Annotated in this window: 17 protein-coding genes; 6 read left to right on the top strand and 11 right to left on the bottom strand. The window is 44.2% G+C overall.

The features are described 5' to 3' along the window. Positions 1-109: 109 nt before the first annotated feature. From pepN to ACXAC1_RS16590, 6 genes are all read right to left on the bottom strand, one after another. Entirely contained in the window at positions 110-2,743 is a 2,634-nt protein-coding gene (gene pepN / locus ACXAC1_RS16615) for an aminopeptidase N (RefSeq protein ID WP_475062899.1), read from the bottom strand. Between the two features lie 9 nt (positions 2,744-2,752). Beyond that, on the bottom strand, positions 2,753-3,577 hold the full coding sequence (locus tag ACXAC1_RS16610; protein WP_475062897.1) for a DUF2797 domain-containing protein: 825 nt from the start codon (positions 3,575-3,577) through the stop codon (positions 2,753-2,755). After that, positions 3,574-3,852, bottom strand: coding sequence for a YeaC family protein (locus ACXAC1_RS16605; protein ID WP_133559743.1), 279 nt, complete (start codon positions 3,850-3,852; stop codon positions 3,574-3,576). The genes ACXAC1_RS16610 and ACXAC1_RS16605 overlap by 4 nt, the downstream gene beginning before the upstream one ends. A gap of 27 nt (positions 3,853-3,879) precedes the next feature. Further along, entirely contained in the window at positions 3,880-4,749 is an 870-nt protein-coding gene (locus tag ACXAC1_RS16600; protein ID WP_475062895.1) for a rhomboid family intramembrane serine protease, read from the bottom strand. Positions 4,750-4,764: 15 nt separating this feature from the next. Continuing rightward, the gene (locus ACXAC1_RS16595; RefSeq protein WP_475062894.1) at positions 4,765-5,646 is read right to left on the bottom strand and encodes an NAD(+) kinase; all 882 of its coding nucleotides are present in this window, start codon (positions 5,644-5,646) and stop codon (positions 4,765-4,767) included. A 168-nt stretch (positions 5,647-5,814) separates the two neighbouring features. Continuing rightward, on the bottom strand, positions 5,815-6,714 hold the full coding sequence (locus ACXAC1_RS16590; RefSeq protein WP_475062892.1) for a 1-aminocyclopropane-1-carboxylate deaminase/D-cysteine desulfhydrase: 900 nt from the start codon (positions 6,712-6,714) through the stop codon (positions 5,815-5,817). A gap of 166 nt (positions 6,715-6,880) precedes the next feature. Between ACXAC1_RS16590 and ydiJ the strand changes: the two genes are divergently transcribed. Continuing rightward, a complete protein-coding gene (gene ydiJ, locus ACXAC1_RS16585; protein ID WP_475062890.1) occupies positions 6,881-9,952 on the top strand; it encodes a D-2-hydroxyglutarate dehydrogenase YdiJ in 3,072 nt (1,023 codons plus the stop codon). Between the two features lie 73 nt (positions 9,953-10,025). Beyond that, positions 10,026-10,760 carry a spermidine synthase gene (locus ACXAC1_RS16580; RefSeq protein ID WP_475062888.1) on the top strand — a complete coding sequence of 245 codons (735 nt, stop codon included), beginning with the start codon at positions 10,026-10,028 and terminating at the stop codon, positions 10,758-10,760. 31 nt (positions 10,761-10,791) lie between these two features. Here the strand turns inward: ACXAC1_RS16580 and pgm are convergent, their stop codons facing one another. From pgm to ACXAC1_RS16565, 3 genes are all read right to left on the bottom strand, one after another. Further along, entirely contained in the window at positions 10,792-12,426 is a 1,635-nt protein-coding gene (gene pgm, locus ACXAC1_RS16575; RefSeq protein ID WP_475062887.1) for a phosphoglucomutase (alpha-D-glucose-1,6-bisphosphate-dependent), read from the bottom strand. A 105-nt stretch (positions 12,427-12,531) separates the two neighbouring features. Next, complete coding sequence (locus ACXAC1_RS16570) at positions 12,532-13,716, bottom strand: EAL domain-containing protein (RefSeq protein ID WP_475062886.1); 1,185 nt, start codon at positions 13,714-13,716, stop codon at positions 12,532-12,534. Between the two features lie 37 nt (positions 13,717-13,753). Further along, positions 13,754-15,898 carry a methyl-accepting chemotaxis protein gene (locus ACXAC1_RS16565; RefSeq protein WP_475062884.1) on the bottom strand — a complete coding sequence of 715 codons (2,145 nt, stop codon included), beginning with the start codon at positions 15,896-15,898 and terminating at the stop codon, positions 13,754-13,756. Positions 15,899-16,293: 395 nt separating this feature from the next. Here ACXAC1_RS16565 and ACXAC1_RS16560 point away from each other — a divergent pair, with 395 nt between their 5' ends. Beyond that, positions 16,294-17,433, top strand: coding sequence for a patatin-like phospholipase family protein (locus ACXAC1_RS16560; RefSeq protein WP_475062883.1), 1,140 nt, complete (start codon positions 16,294-16,296; stop codon positions 17,431-17,433). Positions 17,434-17,632: 199 nt separating this feature from the next. Then, the gene (locus ACXAC1_RS16555; protein WP_475062882.1) at positions 17,633-18,967 is read left to right on the top strand and encodes an IS4 family transposase; all 1,335 of its coding nucleotides are present in this window, start codon (positions 17,633-17,635) and stop codon (positions 18,965-18,967) included. Positions 18,968-19,018: 51 nt separating this feature from the next. Here the strand turns inward: ACXAC1_RS16555 and aceF are convergent, their stop codons facing one another. Together aceF and aceE are read right to left on the bottom strand one after the other, a co-directional pair. Further along, on the bottom strand, positions 19,019-20,974 hold the full coding sequence (aceF, locus tag ACXAC1_RS16550; RefSeq protein ID WP_475062880.1) for a dihydrolipoyllysine-residue acetyltransferase: 1,956 nt from the start codon (positions 20,972-20,974) through the stop codon (positions 19,019-19,021). 89 nt (positions 20,975-21,063) lie between these two features. After that, positions 21,064-23,730: a pyruvate dehydrogenase (acetyl-transferring), homodimeric type gene (aceE, locus tag ACXAC1_RS16545; RefSeq protein ID WP_475062879.1), complete on the bottom strand. Its 2,667-nt coding sequence runs from the start codon at positions 23,728-23,730 to the stop codon at positions 21,064-21,066. 779 nt (positions 23,731-24,509) lie between these two features. On the opposite strand from aceE, the gene nadC reads away from it, so the two are divergent. Next, positions 24,510-25,364: a carboxylating nicotinate-nucleotide diphosphorylase gene (gene nadC, locus ACXAC1_RS16540; RefSeq protein ID WP_475062877.1), complete on the top strand. Its 855-nt coding sequence runs from the start codon at positions 24,510-24,512 to the stop codon at positions 25,362-25,364. Between the two features lies 1 nt (position 25,365). Further along, a complete protein-coding gene (locus ACXAC1_RS16535; protein ID WP_475062875.1) occupies positions 25,366-26,556 on the top strand; it encodes an acetate/propionate family kinase in 1,191 nt (396 codons plus the stop codon). The last annotated feature ends 18 nt before the right edge of the window (positions 26,557-26,574 follow it).

The raw sequence follows: 26,574 nt of genomic DNA, 5'->3' as shown, positions 1-26,574 counted from the left end.
CCCATCTCCGTTGAACAGATCTTCAAAATCAATCAGTTAATTGTAGATTGTATTGTTGACGTTTACCTTACAAAAAAAAGCGCTGGTCTGACCAGCGCTTTTCTCTCTTTTAAGCCAGTGATTTTGAAACCACTTCGTAAACATCTTTTGAAAGATCTTCTCTCGCAATACGCTCAAGCTCCCCTTTCATTTTTTCCGCTAGCGCCGGCACCATTCTCTGCCAACGAGTTAGCGGTGTACACAGACGCGAGGCAATCTGAGGATTACGCTTATTCAACAAAATAATCTGATCCGCCAAAAATGCATAACCGCTGCCATCTAGATTATGGAATGCGTTTACGTTTTGACCTAAGCCACCAATAACTGAACGCAGTTTATTAGGGTTTTTAATGTCAAAGCTTGGATGTTCCATCAAAGCTTTAACTTGCTCTAAGCCATTTTCCTGCTCACGAGCCGCAGACAGCATTAGCCATTTATTCACCACAAGCGCTTCATGCTTCCATTGTTCAAAGAATGCATTCAACAATTCATCCGCTTCTGCCAAGTTGAAATATACAACACAAGACAATGCGGCAAACTGATCCGTCATATTGTCTGCATTACGGTATTGACGTACCACAGCGGCTTTCGCTTCGTCACTACCAGATGCCACCCAGTAGCTTAGTGCGGCATTTTTGAGAGAACGTTTGGCGATTTGTTCTGCACTCGCTTGGTAAGCCTCACTAGAAGCATTGCTTTCATAGACATGCTTAAACTCTACTTCAAGAGCTTTCGCAGCAATCCCACGAAGATGCTCTCGCGCTGCTTTGATAGCTTGTGGATCAATCTTATCAGCCAGTTCTGACATATAAGCTAGACTTGGCAAACCAAGGATCAATGCCACCATGGCAGCATCAAGGCTTTCATCTGCAAGCAATGCTTTAAAACCTTCAACTAGAGGTGTTTCCTCACTGAATTGTTCGCCATTTTGGTATTGCGCAATCAGTTTATTCAGTTCGTTAACAGCCAGCTGTTGTGATGCACTCCAACGGTTAAAGCCATCTGGATCGCCTGACATCAATTGCAGCAATTGCTCTGTTGAGTAGTCGTAGTCAAGCTTCACAGGAGCAGAGAAACCACGAAGCAATGACGGAACCGGCTTAGACATAACGTTTTCAAACACAAACGTTTGTTCAACATCATTCACATGTAGCACAACTTCGTCTTGAGTTTGTCCATCAAAAGTAAAGCTTAACGCTTCATTGGACTGACCAACTAAACCAACCTTCACTGGAATATGTAATGCTAATTTAGTCGGTTGATTCGGTGTTGGCGGTGTCATCTGCTGAATCGTCAAGCTGTAAGATTGAGCCTGCTCATCATAATGATCAGTCACGGTCAGACGCGGTGTGCCCGCTTGTGAGTACCAACGTTTGAATTGGCTCAGATCTACGCCATTTGCGTCTTCCATCGCCTTAACAAAATCATCACAGGTCACCGCTTGACCATCATGGCGCTCAAAATAAAGATCAGAGCCTTTACGGAAGCCTTCTTCACCTAATAACGTATGGATCATGCGCACCACTTCTGCACCTTTCTCATAAATTGTTAAGGTGTAGAAGTTTGAAATCTCGATAAATGAAGCAGGTCGAATCGGGTGGGACATTGGGCCTGCATCCTCAGCGAATTGCGCTGTTTTAAGGAAAGACACATCCTCAACACGTTTCACAACATCTGAATGCGTATCAGCTGAGAAGGATTGATCACGGAACACGGTGAAGCCTTCTTTTAAGCTCAACTGGAACCAATCACGACAAGTGACACGGTTACCCGACCAATTATGGAAGTACTCGTGCGCGACAACCGCCTCAACACGTAAATACGCATCATCGGTCGTGGTTTCTGGGCTGGCCAGCAAGCAAGAAGAGTTAAAAATGTTTAGCCCTTTATTCTCCATCGCCCCCATATTGAAGTCATCTACGGCAACAATCATAAAAATATCCAGATCGTATTCGCGGCCATACACTTCTTCGTCCCATTTCATCGAGCGCTTCAAAGAATCCATGGCAAAGTCGACTTTATCGATATTGTGCTTTTCGGTGAAAATCTGAAGCTTCACATCGCGACCGCTCATGGTTGTGAAACTATCGTTTAACACTTCAAGATCACCTGCTACCAAAGCAAACAGGTATGCAGGCTTTTTAAACGGATCGTGCCATGTGACGAAGGTTTTACCCTCTTCTGTTTTACCACGCTCAATTTCGTTACCATTCGAAAGCATCACTGGGTAACGCGTTTCATCGCCAATAATCGTCGTCGTAAAAATCGACATGACATCAGGACGATCTAAGTAATACGTAATATGACGGAAACCCTCTGCTTCACATTGAGTGCAGAACATAGAAGATGAGCGGTACAGACCTTCAAGCTTAGTGTTGTTCTGCGGTTCGATCATCGTTTCGCACGTCAGCACGAACTCATTGGGTGTGGCAGTTATAATGAGTTTGTCATCTTTGATCGTATATTCTTGCTCTGGCAAAGCATAATCATCGATTGCTACGCCGATTAATTTCACATCTTCACCACCGTCCAATACCAGTTCAGAGGTTTGGGCATTACTTTCCGGATTGCGACGAAGATGCAGGCGGGACGTCACAATAGTTTGTGTTTCGTCTAGATCGAAAGTCAGCTCCGTTTTATCGATCAGAAAGTTCGGAACTGTGTAATCTTTTAAATAAATTGCTGACGGCTTTTGCTCTGCCATGACCGGCTCCTATAGCGTGAATTCCGCTTCATATCCTGTGTATTTGCGTAGGTTGATAACGCCCGTGTCCAAAATCCAGTACTGCCCTTTGATACCAATTAACGTGCCTTCTATCAACGGCGTTTTTTCTGCATTAATGCTGGCAATTTTAGTTGGGTATTCTAGTACAGGGTAGACAAATTCATGTGTGACGTTATCAGCAGACAATTCTTGAATGGATTGTAATCCGTATTCGTTTTGCAGTGCGTCCAGACCTTCCCATAAACGATTAATCAAACGCTCTTGCTCTGATTCAAGGTCTATCTCAACATCTAACCCTTTCAGCATATTTCGCCAATTAGTTTTATCCGCCACTTCAGATTTAAATAATGTTTCAACCAAACCTGACATACGGCGATTTTCCACCAAAAACATTGCGCGTGCCTGAGTCGCACCTTGATCGATCCAGCGCGTTGGTAATTGATCACCACGGGTGATGCCGACTTTCAATGAAGTGGTATTCGATAAATAAACATAATGACTTTGCATGCAGTATTTTTCTGCCCACTCCGGCTCACGACAAGTACCTTCATAATAATGGCACTTTTCCGGACTCATAATACAAGTGTCGCAAGCTGCCAGCTTCTTGAAGCACGGATAACAATATCCTTGGCTAAATGATTTTTTACTGGCGCGCCCACAATGAATGCAGTTTATAGCACCCGTGAAATTCAAAGAGACTTTTTGCCCAATTGCTTGATCAAGTGGAAAAAGCTGATCGCCAAGTTTTAGCTCGTAACTCACTTTGCCATCTACAACTTTGGCTGGCATTTTACGAATACTGCCTTGGATCATTGCTTGCTATCCGGGTTGGTTACCCATTTCACTGTTTCATGCTCAAGAGTATCTTTTTTGCTACTGCAACCAAGGTGCGCTTCACGATCAATGAAGCCAACACGCTCTTCTTCAGGTTTATTTGTGTAGTCATAAGTAATCACTGCCTGCATGCACAACTCAGTTTGCTCTGGCGTGAGTTTCACACCATTAGGCCATTTACCTAATTCAACCGCTTGTTTAAGGCGGCCGTAAACCTCGGGCGACATATTGTCGATCATATCTTTAAAATTCATAACTCACTCTACCGGAACACCGGTTAATTAGCGTTGTTTGATTAGTTTCCAAAGCAGGCTGTAGACACCTGCAAAGACTAAACCTGAAACGAGGCCCATAAGATGCGCTTCATTGGCCATATTGCCAAGGCCGAGAGCAGAAAATACGTCGGTGTAACCTGCTATCAACCAAACCACAAAGAAAATCATCAGTGGTTGTGAAATAATTGGCGGCCATCCCTTGATTAAATAAGGCATTACCCAAGCAAAAGCGATTAAGCCATAAACTAAGCCTGATAGCCCGCCAAACAAAGGATAACCGTTAATTAAGTATTGTCCGATATTGCTCACGACTGAGACAAATACCGCAAAAACCAGCCATACTAGAGAGCCCATCAGACGCTCAAGCTTACGCCCAACTTCCCACACCCATAACGAGTTGAAAATAAGGTGAGCGATACCAAAGTGCAGGAATGCAGGTGTAAGCAAGCGCCAGTATTCTCCTTTACTTAACACTTCGGCTAATGGATCAAATTGAATACGATTGCCTATCACTTCAAACGAAGAGATCGTAAACCAACTGATAGTGTCTAAATATTCGCCTAGACCAGTCATCACTGCCACTAGGCCTGACAATACTATGAATGCCAGCGCCATGGGAGATTTGTGCCATTGTTGAAAGAAGGGGCTGCTTGACTTCTTACGCTTTGGGGCTTCAGGTAGTTCTAAGTCCTCATCAGCGGAGTGCTGCCATAATTGAAGAATTTCCATCGCTTGGTGCGTATCAGAGGGATCTAAAACCCACAATTGATCGCGATTGTTCGACTGAACGATACGATGAGCAATACGTTGCTGCCAAAGAATCTTACTCAGTGATTCTGGTGATTCATTAACAGCAAATTCGTAAAGTAAAACCATAGTAATAGGTCTACCCTATTGGCGATAACCTGACTGCCATCCCAGCTTGGTGCGACACACATCGTAAAAATCATGATCTTTAGGATGGATCAAACGAATCCCTCCCTTACGACGAGTAATATGGATTTCGTCACCTGGAGCAGCGGTAATATTAAGTTGGCCATCACAACTCACGCTTGGGTACGTCAAATTCGATTCACAGACAACGATTCGAATTTTAGCATTTGCGTCAATCACGATAGGACGATTACTTAATGTATGAGGGTGCATTGGCACTAATACAAGTGCATCAAGCTTTGGCAGCATAATAGGACCGCCAGCAGACAACGCATAAGCGGTAGAACCAGTCGGTGTGGCAACAATTAAACCATCTGACTTTTGGTTCATAACGAACTGATCATCAATAAATAGATCAAAGCGAATCATCCGAGCAGACTTACCGGGGTGAAGTACTAAATCATTTAAGGCGATACCCTCACCACTTGGTCGGTTCTGGCGCTTAATCTTTGCTTCGATCATGAAGCGCTTTTCTTCAAGATATTCTCCTCGAAGAATCGGCTCTAACTCTTTTTCAAAATCTGTCGGAGAGATATCGGTTAAGAAACCCAAAGTACCACGGTTCATTCCGAGAACAGGAATATCATAATCAATGATTGCCCTAGCGGCACCTAAAAAGCTGCCATCTCCGCCAACAACGATTACTAAGTCACAACGGTCGCCTAACTCTTTCAAAGGGGCGGATGAAAGCTTCGCCCCAGACATCATGGTAGCCAAATCTGCCTCTAGAACAGGGGTGACACCTTGCTCCAAAAGAAAATCTGTTAGTTTTTTAACCGTGTCTAGAATTTGTGGTTTATCAAGACGCGCAATAATACCGATTCGTCTAAAAAGACTCATGTAATCAATCTTTCCCATCACTGATTCGCAGACAGCAACGTTTACCGTTACGAAATTAATTTTCTGTGGTTTCAATCAATTAGCCAACAAGCTACCTAAGCGTAGAATGTAACACGAAGCAACGCTATAGGCTATGACACGACACTATTGAGCGTATTGAAAACACTCTCAATACACTTGTTTTTCTAGAGCAAGCCCTTGCCAGCCCTGTAATCCACCTGTGTGAACAAACAATGTTTGATCGTGCTGCCACCCCCCTTGTTCACACAACTGATTCACTTTATAGACCATTTTAGAAGTATACAAAGGGTCTAATGGAATATTGGGGTTGAGCGCTTTAAGCGTTTTCAAGAAGGCAAGCTGATTTGATGAAACTTTGCCAAATCCACCATGAAGTGACTCATCAAACCCTTCTATCGAGGAGTTAATTGACAAGCCAGCGTCTAGACATTGATTCTCAATGTCAGTTGTTAAGGAATCGACTCCCTTTAAAGCTGAAAACACTGTCATAGAGGAAAACTCAGACGCTGCAAACCCTGCAGCTGTGGTGCCTGTACCGCTTGCGATACACAAGTGGAATGGCTTGCCATGGCAGAGTGTATAAATCTCATTCGCCCAATCTAAGCAGCCCCGGACACCTTCAGCGCCAGCGCCACCTTCTGGTATCCAATACACTTGATGATCATAATATTCATCTACAACTTTCTTTATATTGGCCCTTAGGCCAAGTTTGTAATCCACCCGCTCGCTTGGAAATAAGAGTGCGCCGGAATCGACAGCCTGACGCAATGTCGGTGTTAACTTAACCCAAGTTTCACCACGCACCACAATAAGTGGCGTTAAACCTTGATGCTTACATTGCGCCACGAAGGCTGCAATATGATTTGAATGTGGCCCGCCAAATGTGGCCAGTATGTTTTTGTTTTCTCTAATGGCTTGCTGTAGATGATACTTAAGCTTATGGCGCTTATTACCCGGCGCAACACTACACTCTAAATCACCTCGATAGATGTAAAACTGACGCCCGCAGGCTTGCTGAGCAGGCAAATATAAAGGTTCTATGATCATTTGGTTGTCGTATTACAGATTCTCAATAAAGGTACCGCAGCCAATGTCATGCATGACAAAATACGTTTACTAAATGCGTAATTATTTATTAAGTCCACACTCATGTTAAGGAGTTTATTTGTTACAATGTAACAAGCAATAGGCTACTAACATCGGAGAATAGTACATGATCCCTAAGCTGTCTGAAGTCTCACCAGTCCAAGCAAAGTACCTCGCTTTTATCGAACGCTTGAAGACTTCAGGATTCCAAGGAGATACCAACCCAGATTACGCTAACCGCGTTGTGTTAGCGACCGATAATTCCATATATCAAGTGTTACCACAGGGCGTCATTTATCCCAAGTCGGTCGAAGATATTCAGCTAATCACTCGCCTTTCAAACAACGAAGCTTTCCAGGATATTGTTCTTAGTCCGCGTGGTGGCGGAACAGGAACGAATGGCCAATCCCTTACAGACGGACTGGTAATCGACCTTTCTAAGTATTTGAACAACATATTAGAAGTCAATGTCGAAGAAGGCTGGGCTCGAGTGCAAACCGGGGTGGTAAAAGACCAGCTAAATAAAGCAATCGAAGCACATGGGCTATTCTTTGCACCAGAGCTTTCCACCAGTAACCGAGCAACCATTGGCGGCATGATCAACACCGATGCAAGTGGTCAAGGTTCCGTCATGTATGGCAAAACCCGCGATCATGTATTAGAGCTCAAAACCGTTTTGCTAGACGGCGAACTGCTGACCAGCCATGCCATTTCTGAAGATGCCCTTGAGCAGATCAAGCAAGGCTCTGACTATTCTGCCTATGCGCACAGAGTCGTTGACACCATTGCCACAACCAAGCAAAAAGAGATTTCAGAAACTTTCCCTGAGCTAAATCGTTGTTTAACAGGCTACGATCTCGCCCATATCCGTGGTGAAGATGGCTTGTTTAATATGAACAATATCTTATGTGGATCCGAAGGAACACTCGGTTTTATCGTTGAAGCAAAGGTCAACCTACTAAAAATCCCCAAATACGCTGCTCTGGTCAATATACGCTACAACAGTTTTGAAGCTTCGTTACGTCATGCCAAGGATTTATTATCCGTTCAGCCTACCTCCATCGAAACCGTAGACTCTAAAGTTTTAGGGCTCGCTAAAGGCGATATTATCTGGGACTCTGTGTCAGAGTTCTTTCCTGAAAAAGCGGGTGAGAACACACAAGGAATAAACCTTGTGGAATACACCGGTGACAGTGAAGAAGACATTGCCGAGCGCATAAAAGTCCTAACAGATATCTTAGATAAATTAGCAAACACACCAAACAGCAGCGCTCTTGGCTACACCATTGCTAACGGTCATGCCAATGTTAATAAGATTTGGGGCATGCGAAAAAAATCCGTTGGTTTATTAGGAAACGCAAAGGGTGAACAGCGCCCTGTGCCGTTCGTAGAAGACACCGCCGTACCGCCAGAAAATCTTGCTGACTTTATTATGGAGTTTCGCTCGGTCTTGGACTCTTATGGCGTTACTTATGGCATGTTTGGGCACGTCGATGCCGGGGTGTTACACGTTCGCCCTGCCCTAGATTTAAAAGATGAATCTCAAGTGCCTATGATCCGTGAAATCACAGATAAAGTCGTAGCACTCACACAAAAATACGATGGTTTACTCTGGGGGGAACACGGTAAAGGCGTGCGTTCAGAATACGCACCCGCGTTCTTTGGTGATCTATATCCAAGCATTCAGCAAATAAAAGGCGCATTCGATCCGCGTAACCAGTTAAATCCCGGAAAAATAGCAACACCTTATGAATTAGGTGCTGAACTCCTTAAAATAGATCAAGTGCCACTGCGCGGCGAATTAGACCGTCAAATTCCTTTGACCAATCGCGATCAATTCAAGGACGGTATGTATTGTAATGGCAATGGTGCCTGCTTTAATTTCGACCCTGATGACGCTATGTGCCCTTCCTGGAAAGGCACACGTCAGCGCATCCACTCCCCAAAAGGTCGAGCATCCTTAATGCGCGAATGGCTTCGAGGCATGAGCAATCATGACATTGATATCTCGAAAGAGCGTTACAAAGTCAGACACTCTAATCTTATAACCAACTTCTTCCCTAGGCTCAGGAACACCTTAGGAAAACGCAAAGGTGAGTATGATTTTTCACACCAAGTTCATGAGTCCATGATGGGGTGTTTAGCTTGTAAATCTTGTGTTGGTCAATGCCCGATTAAAGTCGATGTACCTGAGTTTAGAGCCAAGTTTCTGGAGCTGTATTACAGTCGATATTTACGACCAGTAAAGGACTATTTTGTCGGCTCATTGGAATATATGACACCGACCTTGGCATTGTTTCCAAAACCCTACAATTGGCTTATCCGTAACAAGGTCACGAATCGTTTGATGAGTAAGGTGATCGGACTAGAGGACAGCCCAGCCTTGTCAGACCTTAACCTTAAGCGAGAAATGTCCCGTCGCGGCATTCGATTAGCCACACCGTTGGCAATTGAGTCCCTAAGCCCTAAAGACAGAAAACGTGCGGTTATTGTTATTCAGGATGCGTTCACCAGTTACTTTGAAACACAGCTGGTATTAGACATCATGGAGTTGTTGAGCCGCTTGGGCTTTCAAGCCTACTTAGCGCCGTATATGCCAAATGGTAAACCTTTACATGTGCATGGTTTTCTAAAGCCATTTGAAAAGGCTGCCAAGAAAAATCTCGATATGCTGCAAAACCTTGCATTTTATGGCATCCCGATGGTTGGTATCGACCCATCAATGACACTAACTTATCGATCTGAATACGCAAAAACTTTTGGCACTAGTCGCCCTATTCCTAAGATTCAGTTAATCCAAGAATGGCTCGCAAGCCAATCTGAGCATTTACTAAAACAGGGAATATCGGTCAAAGATGAAACATTTCATATGATGGCCCACTGTACCGAAAAGACCAACGCGGCACCGTCGATAAAAGATTGGCAGCAAATATTTGAATTGCTCGGTCTGAATCTGGCCATTGAAAATGTTGGCTGCTGCGGCATGGCAGGCACCTATGGCCATGAGTCCCGAAATAAAGCGACTTCTGTTGAAATTTATAATTTATCTTGGAAAGAAAAAGTCAACGATCCCAGACTTCAAAACAAGCTGGTCGCAACCGGTTACTCTTGCCGCTGCCAAGTTAAACGCCTTGATGCTACAGCGATAAAACATCCGGCTCAGGTCTTGCTAGAACACATAAAAGCAGATTTAGCTTAGCTCCAAAGTTCGTTATGATACAGCCAACAAGGCCAGACAGTTGTCTGGCCTTTCTTTTATCACGAGAACAACCATGTCACTAATCTTTGAAACTCAAGATGAGTTTGGTGTGATCAGCGTTTATGACGATGGCAAATACCGTATCTTATCTTTTGCTGAAGGCGACGAACAAAGTCGCCTTCAAATTAAAAACCCCCACGTTCTGCAGCATGAATACACACAGGCAATGCTACTAGCACTGATAGACCGAACACCAAAACGAGCCTGCATTCTTGGCTTAGGTGGTGGCGCCTTAGTACATGCTCTTGCTAAGGCAGTCAGTGGCATACATATTACAGCTGTAGAGCTAAGACCTGAAATCGTTGCTATCGCCGAAGAGTTTTTTAGACTGCCAAAAAGCAAGCGCGTGGAAGTGATAACACAGGACGCCATTGAATTTGTTCGCAGCAATAAATCTAAAAAATTCGATATTTTATTTACCGATCTGTATCAGCACTTCGGAATGGATAATCGCGTCGCGACAGAGGCCTTCTTGGACGATGCCAGCAGGCAGATAAAGGAAAATGGCATGTTAGTTCTAAACTGTTGGGAAGAACATCAGTACCAACATGACTTGAAAGAATCATTAAAACAGAGATTTAACACCGTGACGGGACTCGATACTGGCTGCGGGAACTGGGTGGTTTTTGCGACCAACGCTCCACACGCTCTTAACCTAAAACAACAACGAGACGAGTGCGAAAAGCTGTCTCAACAGCTTGGCTTTCCGTTGAACAAATGGCTAAATCGCTTAGAAGACGTTGAATAACGTCCTCTAAGCTTCCCAGCTCAAGCAGGGATTAGCTTAAAACTGTGTTAACCAACGCCACAGCTTCCTTCTCAAGCAGTGCTAAATGCTCCTCAGATACAAAACTTTCTAAATAGATCTTATAAACATTTTCTGTACCGGATGGACGCGCTGCAAACCAACCATTATCCGTCGACACTTTCAGCCCACCAATGGCCGCACCATTGCCTGGCGCGTGAGTGAGTTTGCTAACAATCGTATCACCAGCAAGTGTGTCTGCTTCTACAGAACTTGCTTCTAACTTACCAAGTATGGCTTTTTGCTCTGGGGTAGCCGCTACATCGATGCGCTTGTAATAAGGTTGTCCAAAACGCTGCGCTTGCTCTTGCGCAAGTTGCGCAGGATTTTTACCCGTAACGGCCAGAATCTCAGCAGCAAGTAATGCCAAAATAAAACCATCTTTATCCGTTGACCAAACACCACCGTCACGACGCAGGAAGGAAGCACCAGCACTTTCTTCTCCACCGAACGCCATAGTTCCATCAAATAACCCGTCAACATACCACTTAAAGCCAACGGGCACTTCACAGAGCGTTTTATTAAGTGAGGCGACGACTCTATCAATCATGGCACTTGATACCAGAGTTTTTCCGTATTGAATGTCAGCAGGCCAGTCTCGATGGCTTGCTAAGTATTCAATCGCCACCGCTAGATAAGCATTGGGATTCAATAAACCAAAACCAGGGCAAACGATGCCATGACGGTCATAATCTGGGTCATTACCTACCGCTACATCAAATTGGTCTTGGATTTTGAGCAAGTTATTCATTGCATAAGGCGAAGAACAATCCATGCGGATACGTCCGTCTTTATCTAAGGGCATAAATGAGAAGGCGGGATCCACTCGATCATTCACGACCTCAATATTCAGACCATATCGATCTGCAATCGGTTGCCAATAGGCAATACCTGAGCCACCCAATGGATCAACACCAATACGAACCTTTGCGTCGCGAATAGCTTTCATATCGATCACATTTTCAAGATCCGCTACATAGTGCTCAATGTAATCGAATTCTTCTACCAAGGTACTCGACATGGCTTGAGCAACCGACACAGCATTTACACCATTGAGGTGATTGGCTAACAATTCATTCGCGCGGTTCGCCACCCAATCGGTTATGTCTTTGTCAGCTGGACCACCTTTAGGTGGGTTATATTTAATGCCACCATCTTCTGGAGGGTTATGGGAAGGAGTGATGACAACACCATCAGCCATTTCTTCAGAGGATTGATTATGAGTCAGAATAGCGTGTGAAATGACAGGTGTCGGGGTATAACCATCCCCTTTCTGAATACGTACCGTCACTTCGTTTGCGACAAATACCTGAAGAGCGGTGGTAAACGCAGCTTCCGATAAAGCATGAGTATCTTTACCAAGATAAAGAGGGCCATTGATATTGTGCAACTTTCGGTATTCGCAGATGGCTTGGCAAACCACCAGAATGTGATCTTCGTTGAAACTTGTATGTAATGCACTGCCTCGATGGCCTGATGTACCAAAACTTACTTTTTCATTAGGATTAGCTACATTCGGCTTTTGGGTGTAATAAGCACTCATAAGCTTTGGAATGTTAACTAAATTGTCCGTGGGAGCAAGCTGCCCTGCTAGCGGATGAATTGCCATAAATAGCCCCTTTCTAAAATGCTGTTATTATGTTCCTTAATAGTTTGTAAACTTTCAACACAATTAATCATTAAATCAAGTAATTACGAAGGTTTGATGACCTAATCAATCTTCACTCACTAAAACATCTACTAGTAACATTTCACCATTTCCTAAACGAACGACAATTGTTTTACAGCTTTTCCCCGAATGCAGGTCGTAATAAACATCAGATACGATGGCACGCCTTGCATTACTGGCTTTGCAAAAATAAGGGCGCCAAGACCAATTAACATTTTCCCAAGGCGTTCCTTCATCAACAAATTGCCCAGAAGAGTTCAGTGAGAAATTAGGCGATAACTGATTACCTTCGTAATCCGTCATGTAGTAACGAATTAAGTGAGAAATAGCTTTTAATTCGGGCTCTATATCATTTCTGATAAAGCCTGCCACATGGCTTCGCTCTTTGATTCGGTTGATTGTTTGCACCAAATGTTTATTCCAACGGGTAGAATCCCGCAGCGTCTTTCTAGCCTCATTAAAGTAGGTTGTTCTTAGGGTTTCTATTTGATCTTTGAATGTATCCTTTGGCAGGAACTCAGCAACTGCTGGAGAAAAAAGATAGCCCTGCATGTAGTGAGCACCACAACTTAAGCCAAAGAAGAATTCTTCTTCTGTTTCTACCCCCTCCATGACCACAAGAGCGCCACTTTTTTCGCAAAAATCGACAATAGATTTCACAGCAACTCTTGCGAAACGCCCACCAGATAAAGCCTTCTTCAATAAACGCATATCTAGCTTGATGATGTCTGGGGTTAATTCAATAACGCGATCAAAATGCGAAAAGCCTGAGCCAAAGTCGTCAACAGCTATGCGTAACCCCTGCTCCCGATATCGATGCACGAGCACCGCTAAGTCAGAGATAGCACCATCGGATTCCACCAGCTCGATAACGACTTTCTGAGGCGAAATATTCTCTGATTTCAGCATCATCATCGTTCGGATAATAGGCAACCCATCCTGAAATTCTATCAACTCAGGGGAAATATTAACCGTCAAGCGTGTGTTATCAGGCAAGCTCCGGACATTTCTAATGGCTTGCATTCGGACATGCTGATCGAGTTCTCGCTGAATATTCTTAGGCAGGTAATCATCATGGAACAAAAAAGCCGCAGAGCTTATTTCCCCATTTGGCTTGTGATAGCGAGCCAAAGTTTCAAAGGCAGTTATCATCCCTGTTGAAACTTCTACGATAGGCTGAAAAAAGGGCACCAACCCTTTTTTCAGCCTATCTAAATCATGAGTACCCATTTCATGCTCCGTGAAGGATCTTGTAAGCGTAAGCAACTTAAGCAGCACTAACTTTAAATAGACTTACCAGTCTTGAAAGCGAACTTGCTTTTGCGTTAACCTGCTCTGCATTAGAACTTACTAAGTCTACACAGGCTCCTACTTGAAGTGAACTGGCGGCAACCTGATGTGCATGATCTCCATTTGCTTGGCTGCTTTGAGATATTTGCTCAATGATCGAGAACATATCCTGTGCAATCAACGAAAGCTTATCACTGTCGTTCGAAGCCTCTTCATTTCTCAGCAAACTTTGATTCACGTCTTGAACGCCTTTTTCCATGAATATAACGGCGCGATCTGTCTCAAGCTTTATGCCCTCAACCACTCGACCAATATCCGCTGCCGCCGTGGCAGTCCTGTTGGCAAGCGCCCTGACTTCATCAGCAACAACTGAAAAGCCTCGACCAAACTCACCGGCCCTAGCAGCTTCAATAGCCGCGTTTAGAGCTAGAAGATTCGTTTGACTGGTAATATCTGTTATTTCATCAACAAATTGACCAACGTTGTCTGCTTGCTTACTCAATGAGTTAACCGAATCTGCTGATGTTTGCACCACATCGCGTATCGTTTCTGTACTTTGTCTGACCAATAAGTATTGGTTTTGAGCACCTTGAACCGCTTCGTCCATGGATTCCTTCATATTTGACACGGTATCGTTGGCTCTGGTTACATAACCTGCTTGTTGCTGCACGATACTTAACGAGTCGTTTGCTGCCTCCTGTACTGCCTTAGCCGCTTCAGCCGCCTCCCTATTAGATGAGTCCATTTGCTGAGAAAGAGTGGTTACTTGACGAGCAGAAACAATCACCTCCCCGACAATTTGATCCAAATTATCGATGAAGCTATTGATCCAGCGCCCCAGATTACCTGCTTCGTTAGGAGGTAGACGCGTGAGATCCATTCGCTGAGTGAGATTTCCTTCTCCTTCGGCTAATCCGCGTATGACTTTTGTCATGCCGCCAAGCTGTTTTGACGTTTTAGCAGGGCCCTTTGCTGAGAAAAAAGCACCTATGATAAGAGCGGCTAAACACGATAAAGCTAGGTTCGCCCAAAGAGGTAATCCACTGTAACTAAGCAGCAAAAATTGAATGAACAAAGCACTGATTAATGAAACACTAAAAAGCTTCATGGTTGTAAAGTGAATGGATCGAGGACGATATACTTCCTCAACGTCGCCTTCACACATCAGCCCCCATCGATCATCTGAGCCTTCTAACTGGAAGGTAACACCCTTACCTATCACCGGAATGTGGCGGTAATCTGAATAACCAGGGTATTTAACAAATAGATTACTACCTTTTTTGATGGTTTCTCGTACACCTGGGTGTAATTCACCGGTTGATGGGTCGGTAAACATTACTTCGAGTTCGGTGTGTTCTTTGATCGAAACTACCCCAAATGGCGTTTTAACACCTTGCTTTAAATTCTCACCTAGAAAAAAAGTATCATCTTCGAAACGAGATCGACTGAGTGCGACTCCAGGCTTAATAGCCGTATCAAAATTGGACTCCACCATAAACAAGTAATTATCGCCGGACTCATTAAAAATATGGCCCGCTTCGCGCTGAATTAAGTCGCTCATCACATCATTAGGAATACGAGCACATAACAATAAACACGTTGTCTCATACTGCACTGGCAGGTAAAACATCATGGTCATTTGATCATGAAACTTTGAGGTGGATGCTCCTAAAGATAATGTAATCGGATCCTTATAGGGCCCATGCAGGAACTTACTTGCTCGAGCTCTAGTGGCTGCTTTTATTTGTGTATGAGTTTGATGAGCATGCTTTGCTTCAGTAGACGCGATCACGATATTGTCTAGATCGAGAAGAAATAACTCTGTGGCTTCAGGAAGGGACTGCTTTAATAAATCCAATATAGCTAAATGCTGCGAGCCAGATACGTTTTGTAACGCGGGAGCAGCTTGTTCAAGCCTTTCCCAAACAGATCGAGTAAACTGTTTAAGCAATCGTACTCGAGTATTCGCAATCCCTTCAAATGTTGCTTCAATATCCTGGTAAGCAGAGCGATTAACATAACAACTCCAGCCTAGGTTAAATTTTCCGTTCGCGCCAAACCATTTCAGCCAACGCTTTTCTCTACTACTAAGCGACATCAAATCACTTGCCAATTGGGTCATGGGGGTCCCCTTCTATCGTAGGTGTGGCGAGCCATCATCATCGATGCTCAACCAATCTACATAGCAATCGTCATACCAAAAACATTACCCCCATATAGATACAATCAATATCTAAGCCGGTAGAGAAGACGACACTTTGCTAAAATCTTACAACTGTAAACTATAGTAGTGACTTATATTGCATTTACACACTGTTACAGAAGAATCTACATCTGCAACCAATTAAAATCTTTTGAAGTGTTAAAAACTAAAATCATAGATTACATTTAGCTGTATAAATATCGTGCAATATGACACCAAAATAATGCACCAATTTGAGACGTGACTCACAATACAGCACCATATAAAAACATTTTTTAAAATCTCGGTGTTCTCAATGCTTTAAAGGAGTGCAAATGGCTAACAAAAAAGCACTACTCCTATCTGGCGGCGGCGCTAGAGGCGCGTATCAAGTAGGCGTCTTGATTGCCTTATCGAGCATGCTGAATAGAAAGACGCCTATCCCATTTGATATTCTGTGCGGGACCTCTGCTGGCGCTTTAAACGCGGCCTTCCTTGCCACTCAAGCTGATAGCTTTAGAAAAGGTGTTAAGCAACTTTCGTATATTTGGCGCCATCTAACAACGGACCAAGTCTTCATAATGAGTCGGTGGCCTATCGCTTCGTCCATCACCAAAACGATTACCTCAGCATTCTTACAACAACAATCTGGCCAATCATTGTCTTTGTTAATGAATCAACCGCTAGAAGAGCTTTTAAATAGGTTTTTGGATTTTAATAAAATATCCATTGCATTGAATCAAAGACACATTGAAACACTTGCCATAACAGCGATGAACTATAGCGACGGAAACTCTACAACGTTTTTTCAAACGTCAAACAATGAGCTATCAAATTGGACTCATGGTAGAAAAGTAGGCATTAAAAGTGCTGTGACAATTGACCACTTATTAGCATCTAGCGCTATCCCTGGCGTTTTTCCACCAAGGAAGATAGGTACTCAGTTCTACGGCGATGGAGCTGTGCGGCTTGGTTCAGCCATTCAACCAGCTATAAACCTTGGAGCAGATAAGCTACTGATGATTGGTGTCAGCGATAACCGACAAGCAAAAGATTGGACTCAATCACCAACAAGTATCAATCATGATGCACCCTCTATTGTTCAGGTTTTAGGGCAATTACTAAATAGCGCTTTCATCGACACCATTGATCAAGACATTGCGCACATAGATGAATGCAATCAATTGCTAGCACTGATTCCCGAAGAAAAAAGACCTTACAATTTAGCACATCGTCAGACGCTAGTTATATCACCCTCTATAGGGCTTAATGTGCTCGCGCAAGAACACCTAGAAAGCCTGCCATTGAAAATCAGAAAACTTCTAAGGACCGCTACTGGTGATAAATCTAAAGGAGCTGCTTCAGCAGCAAGTTACTTGATGTTTACGCCAAGTTACTGCCAAGCTCTTATTGAATTAGGTTATAAGGATGCAATGTGGCAAAGAGATAAAATAGAAGAATTTTTTGCAGATTAATTTCAATTGTACGATCCGATTCTATCGGGGATGGAGAACATAGCAGGACCGTACTAAACGCAGGATTCCTCTACGGGACGCTCCTCCGACAACAGCAACAAAAAAAGGCAGCCAGATGGCTAACGCTGTTCACTTAAGGATTGAATTTAATTGAATAGCCCAAGAAAATCCGATTAAGCATTCTTAATCGGATTTTTTTATGTCTATTCAACAGCTCTTACTCAGTATCGACGAACTTCACTCTTTCTCCGACCACTCAACTTTCACTCAAAACATTCCTGTTGAATGGATTGAGTCGGCATTAACGCTTTCTTCAAAAGCAACCATTAGGCGCCGACGATTACCTGAAGACCAAGTTCTTTGGCTGGTCCTAGGCATGGCTCTTTTCCGAGATGAGTCGATTGAGGAAGTGGCTAGACGATTAAATATTTGTTCTGAAGGACTCTCTTCTGAGCAACTGATTGCTAAAAGCGGAATATCCCAAGCACGGCAGCGCCTTGGGTCTAACCCTATGCAATGGCTTTTTCAGCGCACCGGTGAACACTGGGCCAATGAACGATTTGCTAAAGATGATTGGCAAGGACTACAAGTATTCGCTATCGACGGGGTTATTTTCCGTACGCCAGACACACCCGATCTACAAGCGCATTTTGGTAGTGCCAGCAATGCCACTACAAAACAAAGTGCTTATCCGCTGTTACGCTGTGTCGCGCTGATGAACACTCACTCTCATGTTATTTTAGATGCTCAAGTAGGCGATTATAGAACAGCTGAAACGCCTCTGGCAGAGGCCATGTTAGATAAAATTCCTGATCGTAGCATCACACTGCTAGACCGGAACTTCTGGAGTGCCAATCTAATGCATACCTTGATGAATGGAGGCAATGAGCGGCATTGGTTGATACCTAAACGTAGTAATGCTGTGTACGAGGTGGTCGAAGAGTACGGGGACGGTGATGCTTTATGGCGTATGACCGTCTCACCTCAAGCACGTAAAAAGAATGCTGCGTTGCCAGCATACTGGGATGTGCGAGCTGTTACTTATGAAGTTCAAGGAAAGCCTAGAACGGTACTTACTTCTCTTCCTCAGAGTGACTACGCCGCCGACCAAATAGCTCTGTTGTATCAGCAACGCTGGGAGATTGAATTAGGGTTCCGCGATATCAAATCCTCGATGCTTAATAACGCGATTACGCTACGCAGTAAGACAATCGACTTAATCTACCAAGAAATGTGGGGGATGTTGTTGGCCTATAATGTAGTGCGCCGAGAAGCAAGCCATGCGGCGGCGACACACGGCCAGCGCGCAAGTGCGATACGTTTTAAAATGGCCTTTACTTACATTGCTTCGAATCTGATCGTGATGGCAGCAGCTAAGCCAGAATCAAAGACTGGAATGCGTCTCAAGGATCTAAGGTCAGGGATATGTAATTTGTTTTTGGAACAAAAGAAAGCGAGGCCTAATAGGCCCCGCATGGTAAAGCAATCAAAGACAAGATATCCGGTATCTCGTAATGCTGTTTCGCTTAAGTGAACAGCATTAAGCCAGATGGCTGCCTTTCGGTTCTGAGTCAGAACAATTCGATTACAGAGTTAGACGACGTACGTCGCTTAGCAATGCGTTCAAGTAAGTCATGAAACGACCTGCATCAGCGCCGTTTACCGCACGGTGATCGTAAGACAAGCACAATGGCAACATTGTACGCGGCTCGAACTCTTTACCGTTCCAACGAGGCTCGATGTCAGCTTTAGATACACCTAGGATACCCACTTCAGGAGTATTCACGATTGGTGTAAAGCCTGTACCACCCATAGCACCAAGGCTAGAGATAGTGAAACAGCCGCCTTGCATGTCAGCAGGTTTAAGCTGCTTAGCCAGCGCTTTCTTGATCAGTTCACCTGCTTCTGTAGCGATTTGAACAACAGACTTCTGGTCAACATCACGTAGAACAGGGACCACAAGGCCTACTGGTGAGTCTACTGCGATACCGATGTGAACGTATTTCTTCTGTACAACGCTTTCGCCGTCAGCATGCAGAGATACGTTGAATGCAGGATTCTTAACTAATGCTTGAGCAACTGCCTTAATCATGAATGGAAGCGGCGTTAGTTTCACGCCTTGCTTTTCCATTTCAGGCTTCAAGCTCTTACGGAACTCTTCTAGATCCGTAATATCAGCTTTGTCGAATTGCGTTACGTGAGGAACATTCAACCATGAACGCGTCATATTAAATGACGTGATCTTCTGAATCTTGCTCATCTTAACAACTTCAACTTCACCAAACTGGCTGAAATCGATTTCAGGTACGCGTGGAATACCGGCACCTTCAGCAACTGGCGTAGCAGACGCTGCTGGAGCAGATGCCGCTTTTTGAACCGCTGCTTTAACGTAAGCGTGTAGGTCTTCTTTCGTGATACGACCACGAGGACCTGTTGCACGCACTAGCGCAAGATCGACGCCTAGCTCACGAGCTAACAAACGCACTGCTGGGCCAGCATGTACTTTCTTGTTTGGAGCAGAAAGAACAGCACCTTGGTCTACTGCAGGTGCAGCTGCTTTTGGCGCTTCTTGCTTAGCAGGAGCGGCCGCTTTCGGTGCTTCTTGCTTAGCTGGAGCTGCTGCAGGAGCAGAACCTTCCACTTCAAGCTCAAGAATCAACGTACCTTCAGATACTTTATCGCCTTCTTTGATAGAAAGAGATTTAACCGTACCTGATTTAGGTGCAGGAATATCCATTGAAGCTTTGTCAGTTTCAAGAACGATGATCGAATCACCTTCTTCAACTTTATCGCCTACCGCAACAGACACTTCGATTACGTCAACATCTGTCGCGCCACCGATATCTGGAACATTCACCGCTTCAACACCACCTGCTACAGGTGCAGCTGCTGGAGCAGGAGCCGCCTCTTGTGCTGGTGCAGCTTCTTGAGCCTCAACAACAGGTGCTGCTTCCGCTGGAGCAGCGCCCTCAGCAAGGATAACAAGAATGTCATCGCCTTCAGAAACTGTGTCACCTTCCTTAATCAGAAGCTTAGAGACCTTACCAGTAACTGGAGAAGGAATGTCCATTGAAGCCTTATCCGTTTCCAGAACGATGATTGAATCACCTTCAGAAACGTCATCGCCTTCAGCGACACAAACTTCGATAACATCAACACCTGTAGCACCGCCGATGTCTGGAACAGAAACCGTCTGTTCAGCAGATGCAGCTGGAGCTACTGGCTTTTCAGCTGCAGGGGCTGGAGCAGGAGCCGCTTCGGCTTTAGGCTCTTCTTTAGCAGGCTCTTCAGCGGTTTCAGTCCCCTCAACTTCAAGAGTCAGAATATCGCTACCTTCAGAAACTGTATCGCCCTCTTTAACAGAGATCGCAGTAACTTTACCTGCTAACGGAGACGGAACGTCCATAGACGCTTTATCAGTCTCTAATACGATAATTGATTGGTCGACTTCAATCATGTCGCCAACTTGTACGCTAACTTCGATAACATCGACGTCAGTCGCACCACCAATATCCGGTACTCGAATGATTTCAGTACTCACGGAAATCTCCTTTGTCGTAAAGACGCATCAAACTTTTACAAACTGGGCCAACTTCTAATTAGTCGGCCCAGTCCCGATTATTCTGCCAATTAGCAGGTAACTGGGTTTGGCTTGTTTGGATCTAGGCCAAATTTGCTGATTGCTTCAGCAACGACTTCAGCTTTTACTTTGCCGTCTTTCGCTAGAGCGCTCAGTGCAGATACAACAACCCAGTAACGGTTCACTTCGAAGAAGTGACGTAGCTTGGCACGAGTATCGCTTCGACCGAAGCCGTCAGTACCAAGAACATTGAAAGTACTATTAACGAACGGACGAATTTGATCTGCGTAAAGTTTAATGTGGTCAGTTGAAGCAATAACTGGACCTTTATCACCTAGGCACTGTTCTACGTAAGATAGACGTTGCTCTTCTGTTGGGTGAAGCATGTTCCAACGCGCTGCATCTAGGCCTTCACGGCGCAGTTCGTTGAAAGACGTTACACTCCAAACGTCAGCATTAACGCCGAATTCTTCACTTAGGATCTCTGCTGCCGCTTCTACTTCACGTAGAATGACACCAGCACCTAGAAGCTGAACAGATTCTTTGTTGCCTTTCTTCTCAACAGACTTGAACTTGTACATACCTTTCAGGATGCCTTCTTCAACACCTTCAGGCATATCTGGGTGTTCGTAGTTCTCGTTCATTACTGTCAAGTAGTAGAACACGCTCTCACGGTCTTGGTACATACGACGTAGACCATCTTGTACGATAACCGCAACTTCGTAAGAGTATGTTGGATCGTAAGATACACAGTTCGGGATAGTGCCCGCAAGGATGTGCGAGTGACCATCTTCGTGCTGTAGACCTTCACCGTTAAGTGTTGTACGACCCGCTGTAGCACCTAGTAGGAAACCACGAGCTTGTGAATCACCTGCCGCCCAAGCCAAGTCACCAATACGTTGGAAACCAAACATTGAGTAATAGATGTAAACAGGAATCATTGGGTAGTTGCTGTTACTGTAAGAAGTAGCAAGCGCTAACCAAGCAGACATCGCACCCGCTTCGTTAATACCTTCCTGTAGAATCTGACCTTTTTCAGACTCTTTGTAGAACATTACCTGCTGGTGGTCATGTGGCGTGTAACGCTGACCTTCAGACGAGTAAATACCTAGTTGACGGAACATGCCTTCCATACCGAAAGTACGTGCTTCGTCGGCAACGATAGGCACTACGCGCTTACCAATACCTTTGTGCTTAACCATGTTGTTCAAGCAGCGAACAAAAGCCATCGTCGATGAAATCTCACGACCTGCAGTACCTTTAAGCTGAGCTTTAAAGTCTTCTAAAGTCGGAACTTCAAGGGCTTCGCAGTCTTTACGACGTACAGGGAAATCACCATGAAGTGCTTCACGACGTGAACGCAAGTACTTCATTTCTGGGCTGTCTTCCGCCGGACGGTAGTAAGGAAGATCTTTTAGTTCTTCATCACTGATAGGAATACCGAACTTATCACGGAATTGAGCCAGAGACTCTTCATCCAATTTCTTAGTTTGGTGAGCCGTGTTTTGCGCTTCTGCTGCCTTGAACATACCGTAACCTTTAACGGTTTGAGCAAGGATAACGGTTGGTTGACCTTTGTGAGAAGTCGCTGCTGCATAGGCTGCGTAAACTTTGTATGGGTCGTGGCCACCACGATTAAGGTTCATGATGTCATCGTCAGACATATCCTTAACCATTTCTAGCAATTCTGGGTACTTGCCAAAGAAATGCTCACGAGTGTACGCACCGCCGTTTGCTTTGTAGTTTTGCAACTCGCCGTCACATACTTCGTCCATACGTTTTTGAAGAAGACCTTTATCATCTTTTTCAAATAGCGGGTCCCAATGACGACCCCATAGACATTTAACAACGTTCCAGCCTGCACCGCGGAATACGCCTTCAAGCTCTTGAACAATTTTGCTGTTACCACGTACAGGCCCGTCAAGACGCTGTAGGTTACAGTTGATAACGAAGATAAGGTTATCTAGCTTTTCACGGCCAGCCAATGCGATAGCACCTAGTGATTCTGGCTCATCACACTCACCGTCACCTAGGAACGCCCATACTTTACGGTCGCCTTGTTTAACAAGTTCACGGCTATCTTGGTATTTCATAACGTGAGCTTGGTAAATTGCTTGTAGTGGCCCAAGACCCATAGACACCGTTGGGAACTGCCAATAATCAGGCATCAGCCATGGGTGTGGGTATGAAGAAAGACCTTTGCCATCCACTTCGCGACGGAAGTTGTCCATTTGCTCTTCAGTCAAACGACCTTCGATAAATGAACGTGCGTAAATACCTGGTGCGATATGACCTTGGAAGAAGACCATATCGGCTTCTTGTGTTTCGCTAGCACCACGGAAGAAGTGGTTGAACGCGATATCATACAAAGTTGCTGCAGATGAGAAACTTGTAATGTGACCACCAAGTGTTGAGTCTTGGCGGTTCGCTTTCATCACCATCGCCAATGCGTTCCAACGAATGATAGAGCGAATACGACGCTCCATGAACAAGTCACCAGGAAGTGTCTTTTCATTCTGTGGTGCAATGGTGTTGCGATATGGCGTAGTAATAGAAGCTGGCATTGGAGTACCAGATTTAACAGCTTCTTTACTTAAGCGATCCAGAATATACTGGGCACGTTCAGGACCTTCTTCTCGAAGGACAGACTCGAGTGCATCGACCCACTCTTTAGTTTCAATTGGATCGATATCTTCGAGGATATGCTGCTCCGTCATAGTGTTTATAACCCCCGCTATTAGAACAGATCTTCAAACTTATAGAGGCGTTTGGTTGTTTTGCTCTCTATAAGCAGTTTAAACAGACATTGCGAATTCAATTTATGAATCCAGCCGATACCTACATACACTAAAAGTGACCGAGTTATTGGCCTCTTATGTATGTAAGCTCGATCTTGAACATGCTTTTTATTCTAATTAGACGCTTGTCGCCATCGTTACCGACCACCCATCATCTTGGGTCAGTCTGTTTCCGTATTAAAAGTTTGATTCTCAAACTTTCTGCTTACTCAGATATCTGCACACTGTTTTGCAGTACAGCTGATCTAAGTAGGCGTTAACAGATGCCACATTTTTGCCTTAGTAAAACAGATGAAACCAAGGTTTTCTCGCTATCCATGGCACGATTTATAAGCTTTCGCTTCAATCGTTGTAGCTGTTAATCCCGTGAGTTGGTACAAAAAACGCGGACAAGGTTACCATCTAAACTCACCAAGGAATAGATATGGGACTTAAGTTACTGCCTTATAACCGAGCAAACCACCCTCAAAGTGATTGTTTTTTGTGCGATTTATATCCCTAAGCACCGAAAAAACATGATTACTAGAGCATAACCATAGCATCATTCCTCAAACTAATATCACCCATACATAAAAATTATACCCAAACTTAGGAGCCAGAAGCTTAACAAATGTTACAAAACCAATTTCTAAACTGACTAAAGGGATGATAATCGATACAATTAGGCGACATATTGAGCTACTTAATTGGATACATGAATGGCCACTCTTTCCGACTCATTACAAGATCACATTTTCAAACATGTTCAAGCTTCACTTGAAGAAGATATTGGTTCTGGCGATATTACCGCCAAATTAATCCCTTCAGATAACACACTTACGGCTTTTGTTATCTCAAGAGAGTCTGCCGTCCTTTGCGGCCGTGCTTGGGCAGACGAAGTATTTGCTCAATTAGATCCTAGCGTTTCATTAGAATGGCTGGCTGATGACGGTGACGAACTAAAACCTGATGAGCCTTTTCTGAAATTAAGCGGTAACGCCCGCAGTATTCTTACTGGTGAACGTACAGCTTTAAACTATATTCAAATGCTGTCCTACACTGCGACCATTTCAAGACACTACTCCAACATGGTTCAAGATGCGTCTTTGACTATTTTAGATACTCGTAAAACCATCCCAAGCCTTCGCCTTGCACAAAAGTACGCTATCAAAGTCGGCGGCGCCTCTAATCATCGAGTCGGTCTATATGACGCCTTTTTGATTAAAGAAAACCATATCATGGCCGCGGGCTCGATTTCGGCAGCAGTTACACAGGCTCAGTCCATTGCTCCAGGTAAAATGATTGAGGTAGAAACTGAAAACTTGGTGGAAGTTGAAGAAGCTGTGAAGGCGGGTGCTGACATCATCATGCTCGACAATTTCTCATTAGACGATATGCGTTTCGCAGTAAACAAGTATCAAGGCAAAGTTAAGTTTGAAGCATCAGGTAATATGACAGACGCCCACATTAAAGATGTGGCGAGCACCGGGATTGATTTCATTTCTGTTGGCGCGTTGACAAAACACGTTCAAGCAATCGATCTATCATTACGCGTTGTAAAGGAAGATGTTTAATATGTCACAAGTATTGGTTGTTAATTGTGGCAGTTCCTCACTTAAGTTTGCCATCATGGATGGATCGGGTGCTGCACCATTGCTTGAAGGTATTGCGGATAGACTTGGTTCTGAACACAGCAATATCACGTTTAAGTTTAACGGTCAGAAGGTGGAGCAACCACTTCATGAACATGACCACAAAGGTGCTGTAACGGCCATCAAACAATGGATTGACGATCATAAAGATCTCAATATTGAACTAGTTGGTATCGGTCATCGAGTGGTTCATGGTGGAGAAACGTTTAGCCAGTCTGTTCTGATCGATGAAAAAGTGCTTCAAGGCATTGAAGATTGCTCAAAGTTTGCTCCACTTCACAACCCCGCTCATGTAAAAGGCATCAATGAAGCACAAGCTTTATTTGGCGACTTGCCACATGTTGCAGTGTTCGATACAGCCTTCCATCAGACTATGGCAGCAGATCAATACCTTTACCCAATTCCAATGCGTCTATATCGCGAGCATCATTTTAGAAAGTATGGATTTCACGGCACCAGCTACCGATACATCTCGGCAAAACTGGCCTCGCTAAATGAGAGCTTCGGCTCTCAGAATACTCTTATCGCTCACCTAGGTAACGGAGCCAGTGTTTGTGCTGTACGCGCTGGCTTGTCTGTCGACACCAGTATGGGTATCACCCCTCTTGAGGGTTTAATGATGGGAACAAGAAGTGGCAGCTTAGACCCAAGTCTACTATCGTTCATTAGCGATGCCGAAGGCATCTCAATGAAACAAGCATTAGATATCTTGAATAAAGAAAGTGGCTTAAAAGGTGTTTCAGAGATTTCCAATGATTGCCGGACCATTGAAACAGCTCAAGCTGCAGGTGATGATCGTGCGGAGTTAGCGCTTAATATGTTTGCTTCTAAAGCAGCAAAGCATTTAGCCTCAGTAGCGACGAATCTTAGCACTGTAGATCATCTAGTCTTTACTGGAGGAATTGGAGAAAATTCCCCAGTATTAAGGGACAAAATCTGTCAGCGTCTGAAAATGATGGGAGTTAGATTAGACCAAAACCTGAATCAGACTTGTCCTCGTGGTGAAATCAGCCAAATTTCTTCAGATACCTCTGATACCAATATTTGGGTGATTCCAACAAACGAAGAGCTTTTAATCGCTCAAGATACTTTGTCTCTAATTGATAAATATTAATCAAACCCTGTAAACGGT

It is taken from the genome of Marinomonas sp. AWM4_232, from assembly GCF_056158325.1.
Note: the sequence above shows the minus strand (reverse complement) of the source record. Positions and strands in the feature narration are given on the sequence as shown.